The 21807-nt window shown below is 45.9% G+C and carries 21 protein-coding genes; 19 read left to right on the top strand and 2 right to left on the bottom strand.

The window, feature by feature from the left end:
* Window positions 1-4: 4 nt before the first annotated feature.
* The 15 genes from dnaB to KNQ02_RS10875 all read left to right on the top strand — a co-directional run bounded on the left by dnaB (window position 5) and on the right by KNQ02_RS10875 (window position 17487).
* The gene (gene dnaB / locus KNQ02_RS10945; protein WP_214808522.1) at window positions 5-1357 is read left to right on the top strand and encodes a replicative DNA helicase; all 1353 of its coding nucleotides are present in this window, start codon (window positions 5-7) and stop codon (window positions 1355-1357) included.
* 648 nt (window positions 1358-2005) lie between these two features.
* Complete coding sequence (locus tag KNQ02_RS10940; protein WP_029332157.1) at window positions 2006-3298, top strand: adenylosuccinate synthase; 1293 nt, start codon at window positions 2006-2008, stop codon at window positions 3296-3298.
* Window positions 3299-3546: 248 nt separating this feature from the next.
* Window positions 3547-4254: a response regulator YycF gene (gene yycF / locus KNQ02_RS10935; RefSeq protein ID WP_088838297.1), complete on the top strand. Its 708-nt coding sequence runs from the start codon at window positions 3547-3549 to the stop codon at window positions 4252-4254.
* A 2-nt stretch (window positions 4255-4256) separates the two neighbouring features.
* On the top strand, window positions 4257-6104 hold the full coding sequence (walK, locus tag KNQ02_RS10930) for a cell wall metabolism sensor histidine kinase WalK (protein ID WP_029332155.1): 1848 nt from the start codon (window positions 4257-4259) through the stop codon (window positions 6102-6104).
* Entirely contained in the window at window positions 6101-7417 is a 1317-nt protein-coding gene (locus KNQ02_RS10925; RefSeq protein ID WP_214808519.1) for a YycH family regulatory protein, read from the top strand. Before walK ends, KNQ02_RS10925 begins: the two co-directional genes overlap by 4 nt.
* Window positions 7418-7423: 6 nt before the next feature.
* Entirely contained in the window at window positions 7424-8260 is an 837-nt protein-coding gene (locus KNQ02_RS10920; RefSeq protein WP_214808515.1) for a two-component system regulatory protein YycI, read from the top strand.
* Between the two features lie 10 nt (window positions 8261-8270).
* The gene (locus tag KNQ02_RS10915) at window positions 8271-9062 is read left to right on the top strand and encodes an MBL fold metallo-hydrolase (protein ID WP_029332152.1); all 792 of its coding nucleotides are present in this window, start codon (window positions 8271-8273) and stop codon (window positions 9060-9062) included.
* A 107-nt stretch (window positions 9063-9169) separates the two neighbouring features.
* Window positions 9170-10465 carry a S1C family serine protease gene (locus tag KNQ02_RS10910; RefSeq protein WP_088838294.1) on the top strand — a complete coding sequence of 432 codons (1296 nt, stop codon included), beginning with the start codon at window positions 9170-9172 and terminating at the stop codon, window positions 10463-10465.
* 369 nt (window positions 10466-10834) lie between these two features.
* Window positions 10835-10996: a CxxH/CxxC protein gene (locus KNQ02_RS10905; RefSeq protein WP_084157652.1), complete on the top strand. Its 162-nt coding sequence runs from the start codon at window positions 10835-10837 to the stop codon at window positions 10994-10996.
* 72 nt (window positions 10997-11068) lie between these two features.
* A complete protein-coding gene (rlmH, locus tag KNQ02_RS10900) occupies window positions 11069-11548 on the top strand; it encodes a 23S rRNA (pseudouridine(1915)-N(3))-methyltransferase RlmH (RefSeq protein WP_012371884.1) in 480 nt (159 codons plus the stop codon).
* A gap of 378 nt (window positions 11549-11926) precedes the next feature.
* Entirely contained in the window at window positions 11927-12610 is a 684-nt protein-coding gene (locus KNQ02_RS10895) for a response regulator transcription factor (RefSeq protein ID WP_088838293.1), read from the top strand.
* Window positions 12607-13905 carry a sensor histidine kinase gene (locus tag KNQ02_RS10890; RefSeq protein WP_214770310.1) on the top strand — a complete coding sequence of 433 codons (1299 nt, stop codon included), beginning with the start codon at window positions 12607-12609 and terminating at the stop codon, window positions 13903-13905. Before KNQ02_RS10895 ends, KNQ02_RS10890 begins: the two co-directional genes overlap by 4 nt.
* 104 nt (window positions 13906-14009) lie before the next feature.
* The gene (locus tag KNQ02_RS10885; RefSeq protein WP_214808512.1) at window positions 14010-14708 is read left to right on the top strand and encodes a polyphosphate polymerase domain-containing protein; all 699 of its coding nucleotides are present in this window, start codon (window positions 14010-14012) and stop codon (window positions 14706-14708) included.
* A gap of 46 nt (window positions 14709-14754) precedes the next feature.
* The gene (locus tag KNQ02_RS10880; RefSeq protein ID WP_088838290.1) at window positions 14755-15438 is read left to right on the top strand and encodes a DUF4956 domain-containing protein; all 684 of its coding nucleotides are present in this window, start codon (window positions 14755-14757) and stop codon (window positions 15436-15438) included.
* A 99-nt stretch (window positions 15439-15537) separates the two neighbouring features.
* Entirely contained in the window at window positions 15538-17487 is a 1950-nt protein-coding gene (locus KNQ02_RS10875; RefSeq protein ID WP_214805369.1) for a CotH kinase family protein, read from the top strand.
* 54 nt (window positions 17488-17541) lie between these two features.
* On the opposite strand, the gene KNQ02_RS10870 is transcribed toward KNQ02_RS10875, so the two are convergent.
* Entirely contained in the window at window positions 17542-17784 is a 243-nt protein-coding gene (locus KNQ02_RS10870) for a hypothetical protein (protein ID WP_088838288.1), read from the bottom strand.
* 49 nt (window positions 17785-17833) lie between these two features.
* Window positions 17834-18466 carry an HNH endonuclease family protein gene (locus KNQ02_RS10865; RefSeq protein WP_214805367.1) on the bottom strand — a complete coding sequence of 211 codons (633 nt, stop codon included), beginning with the start codon at window positions 18464-18466 and terminating at the stop codon, window positions 17834-17836.
* Between the two features lie 230 nt (window positions 18467-18696).
* Here KNQ02_RS10865 and KNQ02_RS10860 point away from each other — a divergent pair, with 230 nt between their 5' ends.
* From KNQ02_RS10860 to KNQ02_RS10845, 4 genes are all read left to right on the top strand, one after another.
* Complete coding sequence (locus KNQ02_RS10860; protein WP_088838286.1) at window positions 18697-18915, top strand: hypothetical protein; 219 nt, start codon at window positions 18697-18699, stop codon at window positions 18913-18915.
* A 28-nt stretch (window positions 18916-18943) separates the two neighbouring features.
* A complete protein-coding gene (locus KNQ02_RS10855) occupies window positions 18944-19123 on the top strand; it encodes a hypothetical protein (protein WP_012371875.1) in 180 nt (59 codons plus the stop codon).
* Window positions 19124-19248: 125 nt separating this feature from the next.
* On the top strand, window positions 19249-20445 hold the full coding sequence (locus KNQ02_RS10850; RefSeq protein WP_214808508.1) for a DUF4317 domain-containing protein: 1197 nt from the start codon (window positions 19249-19251) through the stop codon (window positions 20443-20445).
* Between the two features lie 255 nt (window positions 20446-20700).
* Window positions 20701-21804 (top strand): alpha/beta hydrolase, encoded by a 1104-nt coding sequence (locus tag KNQ02_RS10845; protein ID WP_214802384.1) that lies wholly within the window; start codon window positions 20701-20703, stop codon window positions 21802-21804.
* Window positions 21805-21807 lie beyond the last annotated feature (3 nt).

The raw sequence follows: 21807 nt of genomic DNA, 5'->3' as shown, positions 1-21807 counted from the left end.
GGTGATGAGTGATGTAATGCAAAATACGCCACCCCAAAGTATCGAGGCGGAACAAGCCGTCCTTGGGGCGATCATGATTGATGCTGATCGATTGATCAGTGCGTCCGAACGATTATTGCCACACGATTTTTATCGGGCGGCACACCAACGGATTTTTGAAGCGATGCTCGTGTTGTCGGACCGTGGCGAAGCAATCGATCTTGTCACAGTCACGGCGGAACTGAGTACGCTCGGTGTCTTAGAAGAAATCGGCGGGCTTGCCTATCTCGGTGAGCTTGCGGAAGGTGTCCCGACAGCAGCGAATATCAATTATTACGTCAATGTCGTCGACCAAAAATCAACGCTCCGCCGTTTAATCCGGACAGCAAATGAAATCGTCACAGACGGGTACGAACGACAAAATGAAGTCGATGTGCTGCTGAATGAGGCAGAACGGAAGATTCTTGAAGTATCGCAAGGCAAGGGGAGCGCAAACTTTATCCCGATTTCTGACGTCTTGACGAGCGCGTATGCGACGATTGATAAATTGCATAAGCAAAGCGGTGAAACGACCGGGATTCCGACCGGCTTCCGCGACCTCGATCAAGTGACGGCCGGATTCCAGCGTAACGATTTAATCATCGTCGCCGCCCGTCCGTCTGTCGGGAAGACGGCATTCGCCTTGAACATCTCGCAAAACGTCGCCACCCGTGCCGACGAGAATGTTGCCATCTTTAGTCTTGAGATGGGTGCGGAACAACTCGTCATGCGGATGTTGTGTGCAGAAGGCAACGTCGATGCGCAACGTCTCCGGACGGGGCAACTCGAAGATGAAGATTGGGGTAAACTGTCGCTCGCGATGAGTAGTTTGTCGCAAGCAGGGATTTACATCGATGATACGCCAGGGATTCGTGTCAATGATATCCGGGCGAAGTGTCGTCGCTTAAAGCAAGAGCACGGACTCGGCATGATCATGATTGATTACTTGCAGCTGATTCAAGGGAACGGTCGCTCAAGCGATAACCGTCAACAAGAAGTCTCGGAGATTTCCCGTTCCTTGAAGTCGCTCGCACGTGAACTCGAAGTGCCCGTCATCGCCTTATCACAGCTCTCGCGTGGTGTGGAGAGTCGTCAAGATAAACGACCGATGATGTCGGATATTCGGGAATCAGGGGCGATTGAGCAAGATGCTGATATCGTCGCTTTCTTATACCGGGACGATTACTACAACAAAGAAACGGAAGATGCGAATACGATCGAGATCATCATCGCGAAACAGCGGAATGGTCCGACCGGTACGGTTAAACTCGCTTTCCGGAAAGAATTTAATAAATTCGTCGATCTTGAGCCGAGTAATTCGTATGCTCCACCGGCGTAACAAGCAACACCTCGATCTAACCAGGTCGGGGTGTTTTTGTTTGTAGAAAATCATGACTGAGGTGTTAGTTTAGTTCACGTGTGGACAAGATAAATTCAATGTTGTGAACGAGGCTTTTTGCTTTTTGCTTTCTGCTTTCTGACAACCGTTTCTTTCTTCTCGTGCTTTCCTCGGGCGAGGCGCAAGCCGTTGCTCCTTCAACACGTAGCAGGGTCTTGCCTGCCTCTGACAGTGCAAGAAATCTTGCACTTTTTCCCGTAGGAGTCACGAGAAGCAAAACGGTTGTCTTGTGTAGCGGGTCGTATGGATCATTGGGGATCGATTTGTTGATTCGCAGAGGAAAAGCGCGGCGGGCGTATGTAAAAGGTTTCGATATGAGCTTGTCTGTAGACTAGCCCCCGATTTTGATAAACAAGACGAGAGTAAAGCACATAAAGGAAGCATAACGATTTGGACAAACGAAGTCATCGGGAAGAATCATTATGTTTCGATATCTTGAAAGTAAAGGAAAAAAGGAAGCAGAAAGGAGTGATTAAACGAACGAAACAGAAATACATTAATTAATTGTTCGGTATTTGATTGACTTCTGTTTTTTTCCGCGTTACACTTAGTCGTGGTTTTGAATCGTACGTGGAGGTGGATGAGAATATGTCATCAGTAGTAGTAGTCGGAACACAGTGGGGCGACGAAGGGAAAGGTAAAATTACCGATTTCCTTTCGAAAAAAGCCGATGTCGTCGCTCGTTATCAAGGTGGGGACAATGCAGGACATACAATCGTATTCAATAATGAGACGTATAAGTTACACTTGATTCCTTCAGGGATCTTTTACTCAGACAAGAAATGTGTCATCGGAAATGGCCTAGTCGTCAATCCGAAATCGCTCGTCAAGGAATTAAAGTATCTGCACGATCGTGGTGTTTCTACGGATAACTTATTAATTTCAAATCGTGCTCATGTTATCTTGCCATACCATCAATTGCAAGATCAGCTCGAAGAAGAAGCAAAAGGCGACGCGAAAGTCGGAACGACGCTGAAAGGAATCGGACCGTGCTACATGGATAAAGCAGCACGGATCGGGATCCGGATGGCAGACTTACTCGATAAAGAAACGTTCGCTGAAAAACTTCAAATCGTGCTTGAACAGAAGAACCGGATGTTTACGAAAATGTACGACGCAGAGCCGATTGCCTTTGATGATATCTTTGAAGAATACTACGCGTATGGTCAAGAATTCGCGAAGTATGTCTGCGATACATCAGTCGTCGTCAACGATAGCCTCGATAAAGGGGAAAAAGTGTTGTTCGAAGGAGCGCAAGGTGTCTTGCTCGATCTCGACCACGGAACGTATCCGTTCGTCACATCATCAAATGCTTCAGCGGGTGGCGTCGCGTCAGGTGTCGGTGTCGGTCCTGCTCGTATCGACCACGTCGTCGGTGTCTGTAAGGCCTATACGTCACGTGTTGGTGATGGTCCGTTCCCAACGGAATTGTTCGATGAAATCGGTCATCACATCCGTGAAGTCGGTCGCGAATATGGTACGACGACAGGTCGTCCGCGTCGCGTCGGTTGGTTCGACTCGGTTGTCGTTCGTCACTCACGTCGGACGAGTGGTTTGACAGACCTGTCCTTGAACTCGATCGATGTCTTGACCGGGATTGAAACGTTGAAGATTTGTACATCATACGAATTCAACGGAAAACAAATCGATGAGTACCCGGCAAGCTTCCGTGATCTTGAAGCGTGTGTCCCGGTCTACGAAGAGTTACCGGGTTGGAAAGAAGATATTACAGGGATTCGTAAGTTTGAAGACCTTCCAATCAATGCTCAAAACTACGTAAAACGGATCGCAGATTTGACGAATATTTCACTCGTGACGTTCTCGGTCGGACCAGGTCGCGAGCAGACAGTCGTCCTTCGCGATCTTTACGAAGAAGCATAAGTCGAATACAAACAGGCGTGGCATCAATCGGTGCCGCACCTGTTTTTTTATATCTTTTGATAAGCGAAATAATTCACAAACAAAAGGATAAGAGCGTATACTAAAAGTAATGTTTCACGTGGAACGTTCCACATGAAATCGGTTGAATGGTAGGGGTGTGGCGTCGGTAGTTTCCGTCGCCACCTTTCTATATGCCGAAAAAACAGGTAAAATAGATTGAATAGAAATTTTTTAAGGGGGAACACCCATTGACGGAACGTAGAATACTCGTCGTCGACGACGAACAACCGATTGCGGATATATTAAAATTTAAACTTGAAAAAGAAGGTTACAGCGTCGCTGTTGCCAATGATGGCGTTGAAGCACTTGAAAAGGTCGAGGAATTCAAACCAGACTTGATTTTGCTCGACATCATGCTGCCTTTAATGGATGGGATGGAAGTCTGTCGTGAAGTCCGAAAAACACTTGAGACACCAATCATCATGTTGACGGCAAAAGACTCAGAAATCGATAAAGTACTCGGACTGGAACTCGGTGCGGATGATTACGTAACGAAACCATTTAGTTCACGCGAGCTACTCGCACGTGTCAAAGCGAACATGCGAAAACGAGGACGTGATGAAAAACCAGTCAGTGATGACCCTGATGATATTACGATTGGTGAGTTGACGATTCATTTGAATTCGCATACGGTCACGAAGCGTGAAGAAAAAATCGAACTCACACAACGTGAATTCGAACTGTTGCATTATTTAGCGAAGAACATCGGACAAGTCATGACGCGCGAACATCTTCTTCAGACAGTCTGGGGCTATGATTACTTCGGCGACGTTCGGACGGTCGATGTGACGGTACGCCGTCTACGTGAGAAAGTCGAAGACAACCCGAGTACACCCATTTATATCATGACACGTCGTGGTGTCGGTTATTATCTCCAAGATGGGGAGAATGAATAACTATGTTAAAAGGAACGAACTTCTTTAAATCCATCCAGTGGAAACTTGTCGTCATTTACGCGTTACTGATTTTAGTCGCGATGCAAGTCATTGGAGTCTATTTCGTTCGTTCCCTTGAAAAGCAGTACATTACAAACTTCTCAAAATCTGTCGAGGACCGAGCCGGACTTGTAGCTTACAATGTCGGGAAGGAATTTGATAAGGCAGGCGATGATGAAGCCTCTAAACGGCAGTTGTCTGAGTCTCTTGGGCAGCTGCTGTCTGAGTTTAGTAGTGGCTCCACTTCAAGGAACGACATTCTCGAAGTCCAAATCATCGACCAGGATTCTGTCATTCAAGCGACGTCGGATGAGGACAACCAGTCGGCGGTTGGGCAACGGGCGACAAACTCGTTAATCAAAAAAGCACAGGCGACGAGTTCGACCCGAATCGATACCGTCCTTGATCCGAATGAAGATAAAATCCGAATCTTCGCCGTACCTGTCACGTCAGAAGGTGATGGTTCGACGATCGGGATGATTTATGTCCGGGCATCGATGGAGTCGATCTATTCACAGATGCAACAGGTCACCCGCATTCTAGCGACGGGAACAGTGATTGCACTTGTCATCACGTCGATTCTCGGGGTGCTGTTATCTCGAACGATCACGCGACCGATTTCCGACATGCGTCGGCAAGCGATTGAGATGCGCCGGGGGAACTTCTCCCGGAAAGTAAAAGTCTATTCCGATGACGAAATCGGACAGCTGGCCCGGTCGTTCAACGAATTGACCGACGAGTTGCTCGAAGCAAACGCGACGACGGAAGCGGAACGACGGAAGTTGACGAGCGTCCTCGAAAACATGACGGACGGTGTGATCGCGACGGACCGGACGCTCCGTGTCATCTTGATGAATGATCAAGCAAAAGACATCGTCGGCGTCGAAGAGGCAGGCATGGTCGGAACGAATCTGAAGGATTTACTCGCACTCGGGGATGACTTCATGATTCCGGAAGACGGAACAATGCCACCACGCTTGCTTGATTTCAGTAGTGAGGATGAACTGTTCCTCGTCCGGGCGTTCTTCTCGCCCGTCAAGAAACACAGTGGACCGATTACCGGAATGATCATCGTCTTGCATGACGTCACGGAACAAGAGCAAGTCGAACAGGACCGCCGCGAGTTCGTCGCGAACGTCAGTCACGAACTCCGGACTCCATTGACGACGATGCGGAGTTATCTCGAAGCACTCGCAGAAGGGGCCTATCAAGACGAAGAACTTGCACCACGCTTCCTTGAGACGACACAAAATGAGACGGAGCGGATGATTCGTCTCGTCACAGACCTCCTGCAACTGTCGAAAATGGATAGTAAGGAATACAAGATGAATAAAGTGCGCTTCGACTATATCCAGTTCATTAATGAAATTCTCGATCGTCATGACATGACAAAACCGGAGCGGATTCGCTTCCGCCGGAAAATCATGAAACGGAAAGTTTATATTCGTGGGGACCAGGATAAGTTGATTCAAGTTGCCGATAACATTTTGACGAATGCGATCAAGTATTCACCGGAAGGCGGAACGATTACCGTCCGGACGATGTTACGGGCGAAACGGATCGTCATCAGCATCAAGGATGAGGGAGTCGGGATTCCGAAAGCGAACCTGCAAAAAATCTTCGAACGTTTCTATCGTGTCGATAAGGCACGGGCACGGAAGATTGGTGGGACAGGTCTCGGTCTCTCGATCGCGAAAGATGTCGTTTCGGCACATGGCGGCGACATTTGGGCAGAAAGTGAATGGGGACGTGGTACGACGATTTACTTTACCCTTCCTTATGAAGTGATTGAAGAGGTGGATGCCGGATGATGAAGCAACGACTGAAAACGACCCTGCTGATTCTACTTGTATGTGGTTCTATTTTTCAGACGGCAATGCTTTGGACATATCATCCAAGTAGTGAATCGATTGAGCAGGAACAAGTATCGTTTAATGAGATTGATGCTTCAAAGACGGTTGAGAGTAATCAGCTCGTCAATCCCGAACTCGTCGTCTATTCGAATGGTGTGGAAGCCTATCAGACACAAATCATCGGGCGGACGATTTTGAACCGGATTGGTGCTTCGTTTGATATCGGTGTCCTCGTCTTGACGGATAAAGCCTCAAACATCCCGCTCAGCAAACGGAGTGTCGAGATGATTTTCCCGACACCGGTCACGGCAGCGATGCTTGAAGAACTACTCGGTGAAAAAGAGATTGCGATGGCTGAACCGATTAAACGGCTCTATCTGCTCGATTATGACGGACCGATTCTTCGGCTCGAGTCAGCGACTGGTCGCTTTAAAGACTTTCAATTGGTCGGCGACGAGACAGTCTTAAAACGCCTCTTTGCCTACGATAAGAAAAAACCGATGACGAAGGTCGAGCTTAAAGGCGGTGACTACACGTACGTCGCAACAGCGACCCCTCGTCTTGAAGAAGTGTTTGTCTATGACGAAGTCGGACAGGACCCGAAACCACTCGACCGGATCCGCAGTGCGTTCTTCACAGCGAATACGAACGTGCAGCAAATCAAGGGACGAGACGGACTCGACGTGTTGACGGATGGGGTCAGCGTCTCGACGTATGACCGGGATTACAATGCCTATCGTTTCAACACGCTGTCACCGAATACACAAAGTACGGCAGTCGATTACAGTACGCTCGTCAGCTACATCAATATTCATGGGGGCTGGCTCGACCAAGTCACACAACGCAGTGGCTTCCGTTATTACTTCGATCAAATGAGTAGTCAAGAAGAGCAACAAACGGCAATCTTCCGTCTCTATTTGAATCGTTATCCGGTCTTCGGCGAAATTGGCCCGTTGCTCGAACAACCAGAATTTGATTTAGCGACGATCAAGATGACGTTCGAAGAAAATCAAATCCGGTCGATCAGCCGGGGCATGTTACGGGCAGACCGGAAACTTTTGTTAAAGGAAACGACGTTACCGACGATTGAACAGACGGTGAAAGAGCTGGAGCAAGCAGACCTTATGCAGGACATCACCGGAATTCGAGTCGGCTACAGCATGACATACAAAATCGCGACGAGTCGCTACGCCCTGTTTGAACCGGCATGGTTCGTCAAACGGGATGGAGAATGGAGCACAGTCGATCAAGCAATTGGAAATGAGGGGTAATGTTGAATGGATTGGAGTAAAGCAAAGACGTTGTTGATTCTGACTTTCCTCATCCTGAACGTCTACCTGGTCGTTCAATTGATGGATCGGATGATTGAACCACGGATCGTCGCGACGACGGCGTCCGGAAAGACGATTTTGAAAGATCGGAAGATTGACGAAAAACAACTGCAGACCGCGTCTCGCGACATCGGTTATTTGACGGCAGAAGTCGATTCGAGCTCACTGGCACCAAAAGAGAGCTCACCGATTAAAGATGCAATCACATCAGTCAAAAATCAGGTCGAATGGTCTGTTCGGTTGTCGAAGCCGTCACCGCTCGACGCAAAAGCGATGCGCGACTCGGCGACTTCATTCGTCCAGTCGTCCGTTAATCACGGTTCAGACTACACGTTTTGGAAGTTTGATAATAAACAAAATGAAATGACGTTCGTGCAGACGTATAAAGGACAACCGCTGTATTCGACACCGGAGCAATCACGGGATGATGAGTCGATGATTGGTCCGTCCCTGCTCGTCCTGCAGCTGAACGATGACAAGGAAATCGTCAGCTATAAGCAACGTCACTTGAACGAAGTCGTCCGCCAAGCACAGGACGTGACGTTGTTGTCAGCGAGCGAAGCCGTCATCCAATTGTCGGAGCAAGGTCTTTTCCCGGCCTCGAAAAAAATGACAGGCCATAAGCTTGGCTATTTCTGTCTCGTGACGGAAGGGACAAAATCGGTCCAGATTTTACCGCCGACGTGGCAGATCGAACTCGACGGGGAAGAACTTTATTTCGTCAACGCGATTGACGGGGGTGTTCAGACGATCGAACGCCTCGATACAGTTTCAGAGAAATGAGGAATACACGATGAGCCTACACTATAGCGTTCTTGCGAGCGGCTCGACGGGAAATGCCCTCTACATCGAAAGTGAACAAAGCCGGCTGCTCGTCGATGCCGGATTGACAGGAAAAGCGATGCTTGCATTGTTCGACCAGATTCACCGGTCACCGGAAGGCATCGATGGGCTGTTCGTCACCCATGAACACTCGGATCATATTAAAGGGGTCGGCATCTTAGCCCGCAAGTACAACATCCCGCTCTATGCGAACCAAAAGACATGGGACGCGATGGAAGCAAAAATCGGCAAGATTGATCCCGCCTTGAAGTTCCTCTGGGAAGTCGGCGAAGTGAAACAGTTCGGCGATATCGAAGTCGAATCGTTTAACGTCAGCCATGACGCAGCCGATCCGATGTTCTTCCAGTTCGCCCATGAAGGGAAACGACTCGCCCATATCACGGATACCGGCTACGTCTCGGACCGGATGAAAGGGACGATTCGTGGTGCCGATGCCTACATCTTCGAAGCGAATCATGATATCGGGATGCTCCAGATGGGACACTACCCGTGGAGCGTTAAACGCCGAATCCTTGGCGACTACGGTCACGTCTCGAACGAAGACGCGGCGGTCGCGATGAGCGAGGTGCTCGACGAGCGGACGAAACGGATCCATATGGCCCATTTGAGCAAGGACAACAACATGAAGGAACTGGCCCGGATGAGTGTCTCCCAGACACTGGCGAGCCGGGATGTCGACCTCAGCAAGATTCATCTGCTTGATACCGATCCCGTCATTCCGACACCACTCCTGAAGCTCTGATTATGGGAAATTACTGAATATGCTCAAAAGACCCCCACATTTGGCTAACTTGCCAGGTGATGGGGGTATACTTGTGTAAAGAGAGTTTATGAAGGAGGCATGTGCCGATGGATCGACCTGAAGAACCACGGAATGAATCGGAACAGATCAATCAATCGACCGATGAGGAGAGCGGATTTCCACCGCGACGACCGACTGAAGAAGAACCGGTCAGTCCTTATCGTGAACCATATGAAGAAACAGACGAACCTCCACGTAAGCGTGGTGGCGGTGGTAAAGCATTTTTTGTCGGCTTAATCGGCGGCGTCATCGGCGCCTTACTGATTGCCTTGATCGCCTGGCCATTTGCCCGTGATCAAATGACGAGTCCGACACCAGCCGCGACGGTGACGACGGAACAGGCAGCGACGACAGCGACGGAAGCCGAGAATGATATCGTCGGTGCCGTCAGTAAAACGAAAGAAGCCGTCGTCAGTGTGACGAACTTACAAAGTTCATTCCGCGGTGCGGATCAAGAGACAGGAGCAGGATCCGGCGTCATCTATAAAAAAGATGGCAATAAAGCCTATGTCGTGACGAACTATCACGTCGTTGAAGGGGCAAGCAGCTTGTCGGTCACGTTATCAGACGGAACAGCGCTCGAAGCGAAAGTCCTCGGCGAAGATCCGACGTATGATTTAGCCGTCTTATCCATCGATGCAGCAAAAGTGACACAGGTCGCGAAAATCGGTGACTCCGATACGTTACGTGCCGGTGAAACGGTCCTCGCGATCGGCAACCCGCTCGGGATCTTTGCAAACTCGGTCACACGTGGTGTCATCAGTGCCCAGGAACGGACGGTGCCGGTCGATACGAACAAGGACGGCCAGCAGGACTTCAACACGGAAGTGATTCAGACGGATGCGGCAATCAACCCCGGGAACTCGGGTGGCGCACTGATCAATACGTCCGGTCAATTGATCGGAATCAACTCGATGAAGATTGCGGAAGCAAGCGTCGAAGGTGTCGGTTTTGCGATTCCGATCAACGAAGCGTTACCAATCATGCGTGACCTCGAACAGAACGGTGAGGTCATTCGTCCGCAACTCGGGATTCAGATTCGGGACGTCCAGGAGTTCCCGAGCGGCTACCGTGAGGACCGCCTGAAACTGCCGAGTGACGTGACGAAAGGAATCGTCGTCGTCGGTCTGACAAACAACAGTGGAGCAGAAAAAGCAGGGATGAAAGCAAATGACGTCATCGTCGAAATCGACGGGACAAAGATTAATTCATTTGCAGATCTCAAGAGTGTTCTGTACCGTGATGCGAAAGTCGGACAGACCGTCAAAGTGACGTTCTACCGGAATGGGGATAAACAGTCCCTTGATGTGAAGTTGTCGGCACAAGCGGCGACGGTGCAATAACAGATTCAGATTAACTACTCGTACATGTACGGGTAGTTTTTTTGTTTGGGGATATGAATGGGCATATGAAAGAAAGAGAAAGAGTCATCGTGATGTGCTGTCACGCGCTTTCCTCAGGCGAGGAACGAGCCGTTGGCTTCTTGCCTGACGGCAGATGCCAGGGTCTCGTTTTCCTCTGACAGCACGGACGAGCCGTGCTTTTTCCTGTAGGAGTCGCGTGCAGCCGACACGATGAGCAGCAGCTTAATCATGGAACGAAAAGAAGCAAGAATACCACGCATGTGGATAACTTTTAAGCGGTTGAAGAAGCCGATTTTTGTTATACTGGTAGCGGATAACTGTGGATAACTAAAAAGGAGGAGAAGACCTGTGGATAAATACGTCTGCTTGGAACATGTCGAGTTAGCACTTGACGAAGTGGTTGATGAAACGGAAGAATACCCGATTTTGGAAGAAGTGAATTCAGAAAAAACGGTCACATGTGAGTACTGTGATCAGCCCGCAACATATCTTGTGTCAAGCAAAAAATAATTATCAACATGTGGACATGTGGATAACTCTGTGGATAACTCCTGAATTTTCTGTCAGAAAGCGAGAAAAATGATGCAAATTACCATTATTACGGTCGGAAAGTTGAAAGAGAAGTACTTGAAGCAAGGGATTGCCGAATATACGAAACGGCTTGGTGCCTATTGTTCGATTCAAGAAATCGAGGTCCCGGACGAAAAAGCACCGGAACAATTGAGTGACGCCGAGATGCAACAAGTGAAGAAAAAAGAGGGCGAACGGATTTTAGCGAAGATTGGACCGGACGTTCATGTCTACGCACTTGCTATCGAAGGAAAGCAACGGACAAGTGAACAGTTTGCAACAGAACTCGACCGACTGGCGACGTACGGCAAGAGCAAAATCGCGTTTGTCATCGGCGGATCGCTTGGTCTCGCACCGGAAGTCATGCAGCGGGCGAACGATACGATTTCCTTCTCGAAGATGACGTTTCCCCATCAATTGATGAAGATGATTCTGTGTGAGCAGATTTATCGGGCATATCGGATTAATCGGAATGAGCCGTATCATAAGTGAATAGAGTTGATAAGAAAGACCATTTCAAACGTTAAGAAGCGTTTCAGATGGTCTTTTTTTGGTATATGGGTGCAAATAAACAACTCCTTTTTCTGTGTCTACAAAATTAAAATAAGCAATTGATTTGTATGGCATTTCATTGTGTTACGCTAGATGAAAAAATTGCAAACCTTTAAGAAGGTGTTAGACACATCAAATAAAGGATGTAAGGTTTAGTTAAAATCAGCATACTTAGCGACTCTAATCGGATCATGATACCGTCTAATCTTTAGTCTGATACAATCTTTTTTACGGTAAACTTTACACGTGCGAAATAGATTGTTTCTTCTCTAATCTCAGTGGTGCAGAATAAAGTTTAAATTGAAAAGTGAGGATCTTATGAAAATACTAATTATTGAAGATGATGTGATGCTGTCCAATACAATTGTCGAGTCTACGAATACATTATATGAAACTTCTCAAGCCTTTGACGGAGAAGAAGGGCTTTATTTAGCTGAGCAAAACATCCATGACATTATTATTTTAGACTTGATGTTGCCGCTTATGAACGGATACGAAGTATTACAGGCATTACGGTCAAAGGACATCACGACACCCGTAATTATTTTAACAGCTAAAGATGCGATTGATGATAAAATACAGGGTCTTCGTCTAGGTGCAGATGATTATTTAGTGAAACCCTTTCACCGGGAAGAATTATTGTTACGGTTAGAGGCAATCGTTCGAAGGACAATTGGGCATTTCAAAGAAAATAATATTTCGTTTAAAGAGCTTATTCTGAATGTAAAAACTAAAACTGCCACTTTAAACGGAGAGTCGATTAAGTTAAATCGAAAGCAATTTGAACTACTTGAGTATCTCATTAACAACAAAGAAACGATTGTGACGAAAGAACAAATATTTGACCGGATTTGGGGCTTTCAATCAGATACGACGAATACAGTCGTCGAAGTCTATACAAGTCATCTTCGTAAAATATTAAAGGCATATGATTACGATCGTTACATTAAGACATTTCGTGGATTAGGTTATATGTTATCCGAGGAAGGTCAGGACGCATGAATAAAAACAAGATAATAAGCAAGCAGCAATTTACGTTTATGTCGTTGAACTTTATTGCATTTACGCTGATTTTTGCGATATTCAGCGTGATTATTTTTACACTCGTTCAAAGTACGCTTTATAAAAAAGCGGATGAGGAGTTATATAATTTCAAACAAAAAATACAACGTGAAGACTTAGATCAGCAAGAAAATCTGCCGGCTGACCGTGGGCAACCGGACCAGCTGGCGCCCCCGTTAAATCCACGAATCATTGTCTTACGGTGGAATAGTGAGGGCGAAAATGTAAATGAAGATCAGATTGGTACGCAGTTCTATCAAAATTATTTTGAAGACCAAAACTTTAACGAAGAGTCCTTGAATGAAGTCACGAAGGTTCGCTTAAAGGATGAATATACTTTTCGGTCTTTGTCTTACGAGAATGATGAGAGTGATGATTTTTCCTACACCCAACTGTTAATTAATACAGATGCTGAAGAAAGTCTAACCGAAAACTTCAGATGGATTTTACTGATTTGTTCAATTGTAAGCATTGTTCTTTCTCTTACGATTAGTTATTTACTATCCAAAAAAACAATGCAACCAATCATTAAGTCCTGGGATCGCCAGGCTGAATTTGTGGAAAATGCTTCGCATGAGTTAAGAACCCCGTTGACGATCATTCAAAATAAGCTTGAATTGTTATTGGTCCAGCCTAATGAAAAAATTGTAGACTCTTTTGAGAGCATTGCACTCAGTTTATCTGAAACAAGACGCATGTCGAAGCTGACGACCGACTTGCTAACGCTTGCCCGTGCAGATTCATTGGAAACCCTGTTAAGTACAGAAACGTTCCACTTAGATGATTTTGTACGACGTGTCTGTCAGCCCTATCTTGAAATTGCTGAAATGCAAGATAAAACGATGTGGCTTCATGTAAATACTCCGATAGAAATTGAAGCAGATAAGAGCAGGATGCATCAACTGTTCGTCATCCTGTTGGATAATGCATTAAAGTTTACCGCGGAAAATGGAAGTATCGGGGTGAAAACATATCTGGAAGGACATAAGATAATCATAGAAATAAGTGATACAGGCATTGGAATAAGTCCAGAAAATAGAAAACGAATTTTTGAAAGATTCTTTAGAGAAGATAAAGCGAGAACACGAGATACCGGTGGGACCGGTCTAGGTTTAGCAATCGCCCACTGGATTGTCGTTAGTCATGGCGGCACAATTAAAGTAGTCGATACTGGTGAATCAAAAGGAAGTATTTTTCAAATTAAATTGCCTAAAAAGGAAATCACGCATTTGTGATTTCCTTTTTTTTTTGTTCAAATCGCGTAAAACTTTAAGCAATTTTTAAGGTTCATCTTTAATAATCAAGGCATGAGGAAGTTATTAAAAGGGAGTTGAACGCTATGCAGGCAAAGACGTTGAATGGTGTACAAGGGCGGACGGAGCTTAAGCACGAGCTATCAAAAATGGATTGTTACCTGCTTCGCCATCGATTGAAGCACATTATGGAGGTCGATCCTCATGCAAACGAGGAAGGCAAATATCATATTCGAAGCGTGTATTTCGATAACATCGATAATAAAGTGCTAACGCAAAAAAAAGAAGGATACTACGACCGAGATAAATTTCGTGTGCGGTTGTATGACCATCGTATCAGTCTTCTCCATTTGGAGAAGAAAAGTAAGCGTAATAATCTCACGTACAAGCAAAAATGTCGTATTCGCATTGAAGAGTATGAAGACATGCGAAATGGCGAGATTTCTTGGATGGAACATGATGAACGAATGTTGATTCGTGAACTCTATATTGAAATGAAGATGTATCACATCAAACCAATGACCGTAGTGGATTATGAACGTGAAGTGTTCATTTATCATTACGGGAATGTCCGGGTCACGTTTGACAGTGATATCAAAACCAGTTTTCGAAATAATGACGTTCTCAATTTTGATTTGCCGATGATTGAAACGAATCCGGATGTCGTCATTTTAGAAATTAAGTATGACGAATTTCTACCGGATGTCATAAAAAAACTTCTTCAGATTGGTAACAGACGAAAAGGAACGTATTCAAAATATCAAATGAGTCGAATGTACGGATAATAAAAAAGACTAACGTATAAAAGATTAGTCATTTGGAGGAATAGAAATGGAAAATGTAACTTTTGATGATATTTTCAAGTCCAATATTTTAGAGAAAACAACGAGCTTTTCAATTGTTGATTCTTTGATCGGTTTAGTGGCAGCGTTTATTTTAGGTTTATTGATTTACACGGTATATAAAAAGACATTTGCCGGCGTGATTTATTCTCATACGTTCAACATCTCGCTGATTATCATGACGATGGCGACTTCACTCATTATCATGGGGATTTCGTCAAATGTCTTGTTGTCTCTTGGTATGGTTGGTGCGCTATCGATCGTCCGTTTCCGGACACCGATTAAAGATCCGATGGACATTGTTTATCTTTTCTGGGCAATCGTAGTCGGGATTTTATGTGGAGCAGGATTCGTTCCTCTGGCAGTATTAGGTTCTATCGCCATTGGTCTAGTTTTAATTTTGTTCGTGAATAAAATCAAAATCGAAAATCCTTATTTACTTGTTATCAAATATAACGAAAATTCAGTCATTGAATTAGTGGATCATGTCGTCAAGAATTATGCGAAGAAACATACAGTCAAATCAAAGTCTGTGTTACCCGGTAATCAGTTTGAGGTGACTTACGAAATTCGTGTTAAAGAAGACGATATGGAATTTTTAAACACACTTTCAGATATGAAAGGTGTCCAATCAGCGGTCATGATCAGTTACGACGGGAACTTTACTGCCTAATTAAAAGAGAGAACCTCAAGTGGCAGCAAGAAAACTCTTGCTGCCACCGCTGTTTCAATTAAACGGATTACTTAAGATTTACGTAATGGAGGGGTGGAAATGTTAATAAAAAAAAGATGGATTATCACGTTAATGCTCGTTGCGATTTTCTTTACAGTGGGGAGCCTTTATACGGTTCAAGAGTTTCAACTACAAAAAGTAAATTCTGCGTATTCGTATGACGAAACCATGTTTAATAAAGATGAAGTTTCTACTATTGAGATTTCAATGGATGACGATGAATGGGAGGATTTGATTGAAAATCCGCTTGAGGAGGAGTATAAAGAAGCTTCTATCACGATTAATGGAGAAGAAGTTTCGAATGTAGCCATCCGTACAAAAGGAAACTCCTCATTAACATCAGTTGCTCGTGATGAAGATTCGGATCGGTATAGCTTAAAAGTAGATTTTAACTATTACGATTCCAATCAAAGTTATTATGGTCTATCCAAACTCAATTTAAATAACAACTTTAGTGACACGACACAAATGAAAGAGTTTGTTTCTTATGAATTGATGGAGCAAATGGGAATAGAGACACCGGAGCATGCCTACATGAAGGTCATGGTGAATGGAGAATACTATGGACTGATGCTCGGTGTAGAAGCAATTGACGAGACGTTTATCGCCCAAAATTATAATACGACGGAAGGGTACTTGTATAAGCCGGACGGTACAGGTAGTGATTTGGTTTATATAAGTGATTCACTTGAAGATTATGACGGTATCGAAGTTGAAATGAATGAAGAAAGTGTAGACGAATCTGAACTGATCTCGATGCTGAAAGCCATCAATGAAGGGGAGGGGTATGAGGATTACCTGAATACGGATGAGATGCTCCGCTATTTTGCCCTGAACACGTCTTTAGTCAGCTTAGATAGTTATCAAGGCCAACTGAAGCATAATTATTATCTCTACGAAGATGCAGACGGTGAATTTTCGATTTTACCTTGGGATTATAATATGTCGTTTGGTGGATTTAACATGGGTGGTGGCGGTCAGGGTGGACCCGGTGGTCAAGGCGGACCGGGCGAAGAAGCTACACAAAATGGTGCAGACACACAAGGTGAAGAAGTAACAGCTCCTGAAACTAGACCGGAACAAGTTCCGCCCACGCAGGAGTCTGATACAGATGCAGAACCGGTAACTCCTCAAGCAGGTGGAGGGAATCAAGGTGGCGGAACGCAGGCTGGAGAATTATTAAGTGAAGACACGATCAACTTCAGCATAGATCAGCCCGTTTCTGGTACAACTTTATCTGAACGTCCTTTGTTGAACGTACTATTAAGTGACGAAACCTTATCGAAGCAATACGAGGAGTATCTGGAAGAAATTGCGACTGAAATTTTAACTGAAGAAAACGTGGAGTCTATTACGTCGAAGCTCGGTATCTTATTAGAACCCTACGTCGACAGCGATCCTTCTAAATTCTTTACAACGGAAGAATTTTTAGAAGGTGTCAGTGGTGAAAACAGTCTCCCAGAGTTTGCTAAACAACGCAGTGAATCAATATTAGCTCAATTATCGGGTGAACTCGTGGTTGACGCTGACGAGGTAGCTGAAAACAATTCAGCTGCAAATCAAACCCCAGACAATAATAAACAAACTACGAATGAAGAAGGTGCACCAGCACAACCAGGAGGGAATATGGGGCCAAGACCCGACATTAACTCGATGACAGATGAAGAATTTAATCAATTTGTCGAACAGATTCAATCTGGAAATCTGCCAATCGCCTTACCAGATGATTTTGAGACGATGACGATTGAAGAGAAAAAGACGTACCTCAATGAAAATATGGGGGGCGGACAAGGACAAGGACAAGGACCGCCTCAAAATGCTGATGGAGAAAATCCAAATAACAATCAACCCTTAAATAATGAAGCGAGTAACAATGCAGACAGTGACGAAACGAGTGGAGACTATACGAAAAGCGATGCGTATATTCTGTTTGCATTCTTAATGAGTTCAGTCGGTGTGATTGTTGCCTTTCGTCGCATCGGACGATAAAACATTTAAAAGCAGCCAAGACGAGAACCTTCGCCATGGCTGCTTTTTCTCTTCTTAAGTACGTTCAAGCACAGTTGCTAACATCCGGTGTACCACGTCATGATCGCGGGCATCATATAACTGATAATCTTTCCCTGGTAAGGTATAGACGTCTGTTGCCCCGGCATATAAAATCGCAAGCTCCAGCATGCCGTCCTCCTGGCATGTCGTCCGTAATTCCAGCTCGCCGCTGATGACGCCGACTTCATTTGTCATCACACCATGCGTGGCGGTGAAAGTAGAGGTTTTCGTTTCCATCGAATCAGTCCTTCCGGATAACTTGATTTATGGGGAATGTGTGCTTCTTTTAGTAATAACATGTGTTTAACATCGTTTGTAATGCTGTTTTTTCGGCTGCTTGGAGACTTAAGCCCCAGCGACTTTTTGTATGGATCCACATCTTCGAGTAACCACAGCTTGCACCCGAGCGTGTCGGTTGCCATGTTGATGGATCCTGGTCTCCTTTTGAACGGTTCGAGCTTGCAGAAACCGCAATCAGTTGCGGACCTTCGAGGTCGTTTGCGAATGCTTGACGGGTCGTCGTCGTCCAGCTGCTTGCCCCAGAACGCCATGCTTCAGCGAGCGGCACGACGTGGTCGATGTCGAGGTCGGATGGGTTCGTGAACGTCAGTCCATCGTAATAACTGTACCATGAGCCGGACGTGACCGGACAATTGCCGACGTAAGAATCCGCATCGCGTTTCAAGACGACTTGACGTGTGTCACATCCACCACCTTGGCTGCTCCAATGCGGGAAAAGATCACGGGAGTAACCGGTCATCGTGCCCTCGGTCTTGACCGTTAATGCATTTAATTCAGACTGAGCGGTTGCTTTTGACGGAAGTCCGGACGGGAGTGCCGAGACGGGTGAAAGGTCGAACTGAAATGCAGTGAGGAACAAGACAACGGATACGGCGAGTAACTTGAGTTTCTGGAACATGAACTGCCTCCTCTTATGTAGGTTATGATGAGAGAATCCTCTTACATTTTTCAGTATGCCATTGAATTTTTTTTAAAGGGTTGAAATCATGTAAAAATTACAAAAATTAAATGGTATTGACATGGACAATATGAAGACACAAAGAAAGTAGATTTATAAAACTGCCATAATAATAAAACTAGGAACTTTCGATGAAATAAAACGTATTAATTGAAAAAGGGGCTGAGACCATGAAAAAAAGGTTACATTCATCTATTACATCTATCGTTCTTTTAACTGGTTTAGCGTTCGCGGTAGCCATTTCACTCGTCTTCGTCCAACGCCACCTTAATACGGTTCAGATTGAGTCGATTGTCGAGCAAGCGGATGAACGAGGTCTCGGCTACGAATTGGTGATCCATGAACCAATTACGAACTCTTACAGTTTTAGAGCCTTCGAACAGGATTGATACGAATTCCGTCGAAAGGAGAAATCCATTGAAAGCCATCAGCCAGTTTTTACTGTTTTATGCCGTTACGGTGATGATCATTTATGTCGTCTCGATTTTTCTGCCGGTCGCGCTGAATTTCATCGTCTACTTTTCCATCGCGTTGCTGATTGTTCTGGTCGGTTATCTAATTAGACATTATTTATTCAGTTCCCGGGCAAAGAATTGAACTCTGTCAGCGAATCTGATTCAAATCTTGTATAGTAAAGGGGTACCTCTGTTCGATTCGGACAGGAGGCACTCCTTTTTTAGGAGCCACGAGGAATTCAAACGCCAAGGAGCTGAAGCTGTACCGTGAACAAACAAGACATCAGTGATATCCGTCGCCATTTTAAGGTCGACTCGGAACTACTTAAAATCAACGAAATTTATAATGTATATATCCGCAAGGAAACGAGTGAAATTTTCTATGAAGAAAGCCGACCGTTCGCTTTTCTCGAACTCGAGCAACAGGAACTGTTCCTGGCGAACTTCAAGAAAGTTTTAACCGGTAAGCTCGACATCAAGCTGTTTGAAGTCAAATTCCAGCAACCGGAAGAAGGTGCGACCGGACATACGCAACAACTGTTGTACGAAGGGCTCTACACGGAAGAGACGGAAGACTGGACGGAACAGATGCAACAGATTGCGCTGAAGATGGTGCAGGACGTTCAATACGACAATGATATCGTCGTCACGTTCATCCGGGGACAGTATTACAAGACGACGAAACGTCAGGCAGACGAGACGGAAGTCGATAAAAACGATGAAGTCTATACGACGCCATTCATCCTCAGCAGTCTTAATCAGACGGAACTGCCGAAACAGTCGCTCGTCTTTGACTATGTCGATCTCGAATTTAAGTCGAACCTGCTGATCAATCCGGTCATTAAACTCGCGTCACCGATCGGCGGCTTTTTATTCCCGTGCTTTACGGACAATGCGGCGGACGTTAACCGTGTCCTTTACACAGCAAGCAAGCCGAATAAACCGGACCTTGCCTTCATCGAAAATGTCCTGAACGGGGACCAAATCGTGACGGCGGAAGAAGATAAATCGGTCTTTGAAGAAATCGTCAAGCTCGTCATCGGCGAAGAAGTCGATTCAAAGACGCTTGCCGGTGTCTATGAAGAAGTCAATCACCTGCTTGTCCTTGAAGACGAAAAGGAAGATGAGACGGAAGAGATACCGATGCTTGACGTCAAAGAAGTCGAACGGGTCCTAAAAGCGAGCGGCATCGAAGACGTCGACACGGAACAGGTCGAGCGGGCCTTCAAAACAGTCATCGATGATACGACGTACGAAATGAAGGCGAGCAACATCGTCCCGAACTATGAAGCGAAATCAATTAAAATCAATACGAAAGTCGCAAACATCACGGTCAGTCCGCAAGACTTGAAGTATATTAAGCAAGTCAATTACAACGGCAAACAATGTCTGTTGATCGAAGTCGAGGAAGATACAATCATTGACGGCTTTAAGCTTGTTTCCGAAGAAAATATTTTAAGTTAAGTCAAAAAGCCACTCATTTCACGTCATTCCGACAAGGGAAGCACGCGAAAGATGAGTGGCTTTTTTGGAATCATCCAGAATGATTGATTAATCGGATAAAGATGCGTATGATTGGTTTTGTAAGCGGTCTCTTTTTATTGATAAAGGGGATCCTAAAAATTTTTTGAGATTTACGAAAGCGGTTTCGATACTTATTTTGACAAATGAATAATCTCTGATAAGCAAGCAAATGATGGAGTTAAAGGAGGAAGATGCATGGGACAGGATTATCAGCAATTGGTCGATCGGTTAGCGGAAAAAACGACCGGGGAACTGCAAGATGGCGTTGAAGTCGTTATCAAATCGGTGCCGGACCGTCAAGAAAAAGGTGTGCTCGATCCACGGGTCATGGACGTGATGCAGCAGCAAGTGCCTTCACCGGAACCCATCCCGTTTTCACTCGAAGCGGCACGGGCCGGGATGGGCTGGGTCAATACCGACCTGACGACGACAGACATCACGACGGAAGACATCATGATTCCAAGTAGGGAACAACCGATTCCGGCACGAATCTATCGTCCCCGGTCGACGGAACCGTTACCGGCTGTTCTCTACTTTCACGGCGGCGGCTTTTTCGGCGGGACGCTTGAACCGGTCGAGCACCCGTGTAAGTTGCTGGCAGAAAGGGCGCACGTCGTCGTCATTTCCGTCGATTACCGGCTGGCACCGGAACATCCTTTCCCGAGCGGTCTGAACGATTGTTTCGCGGCCGTCAGATGGGTCTACGAACAGGCGCATGAGCTCGGCATCAACAGCGAGCAGCTAGCCGTCGCCGGCGACAGTGCCGGCGGCAACCTGGCGACCGTCTGTGCCCTGCTTGACCGCGAACAACAGACAGAGATGATCCAGTACCAAGTCCTGCTCTATCCGGTCATCAATCTTGCCGCCTTGCCGACGGACGACTTCGAGTGGCGTCTTGACGCGTACGAGATGAACGAAAATCGTGAGTTACTTGAAGGGATCGTCACAGCACTTGAAGACACGGATGGCTTGTTAAACCGCTTGTACCTGCAAGGGACGACGGACGTACAGGATCCGCACGTCTCACCACTCTTCAGTGACAAGCTGGCAGAATTACCGGAAACGTTAATCATCACGGCAGAGTACGATTACCTCCGTCTTGAAGGCGAAGCGTACGGACGGAAACTCGCGCGGGCCGGCGTCAAAACAAAACGGATTCAGTACAACGGCATGGATCATGCCTTCATTGAAAAACTCGGGCAATACCCGCAAGCGGAAGACTGCATCACGGAAATCGCGAACGGTCTTCAGAAACGGTTTGCTGAGATAAAATCTGATACAAACACCATAGGGGGATGAGCA

The organism is Exiguobacterium sp. s102 (assembly GCF_018618635.1).
Classification (GTDB): Bacteria; Bacillota; Bacilli; order Exiguobacteriales; family Exiguobacteriaceae; genus Exiguobacterium_A; species Exiguobacterium_A oxidotolerans.
Note: the sequence above shows the minus strand (reverse complement) of the source record. Positions and strands in the feature narration are given on the sequence as shown.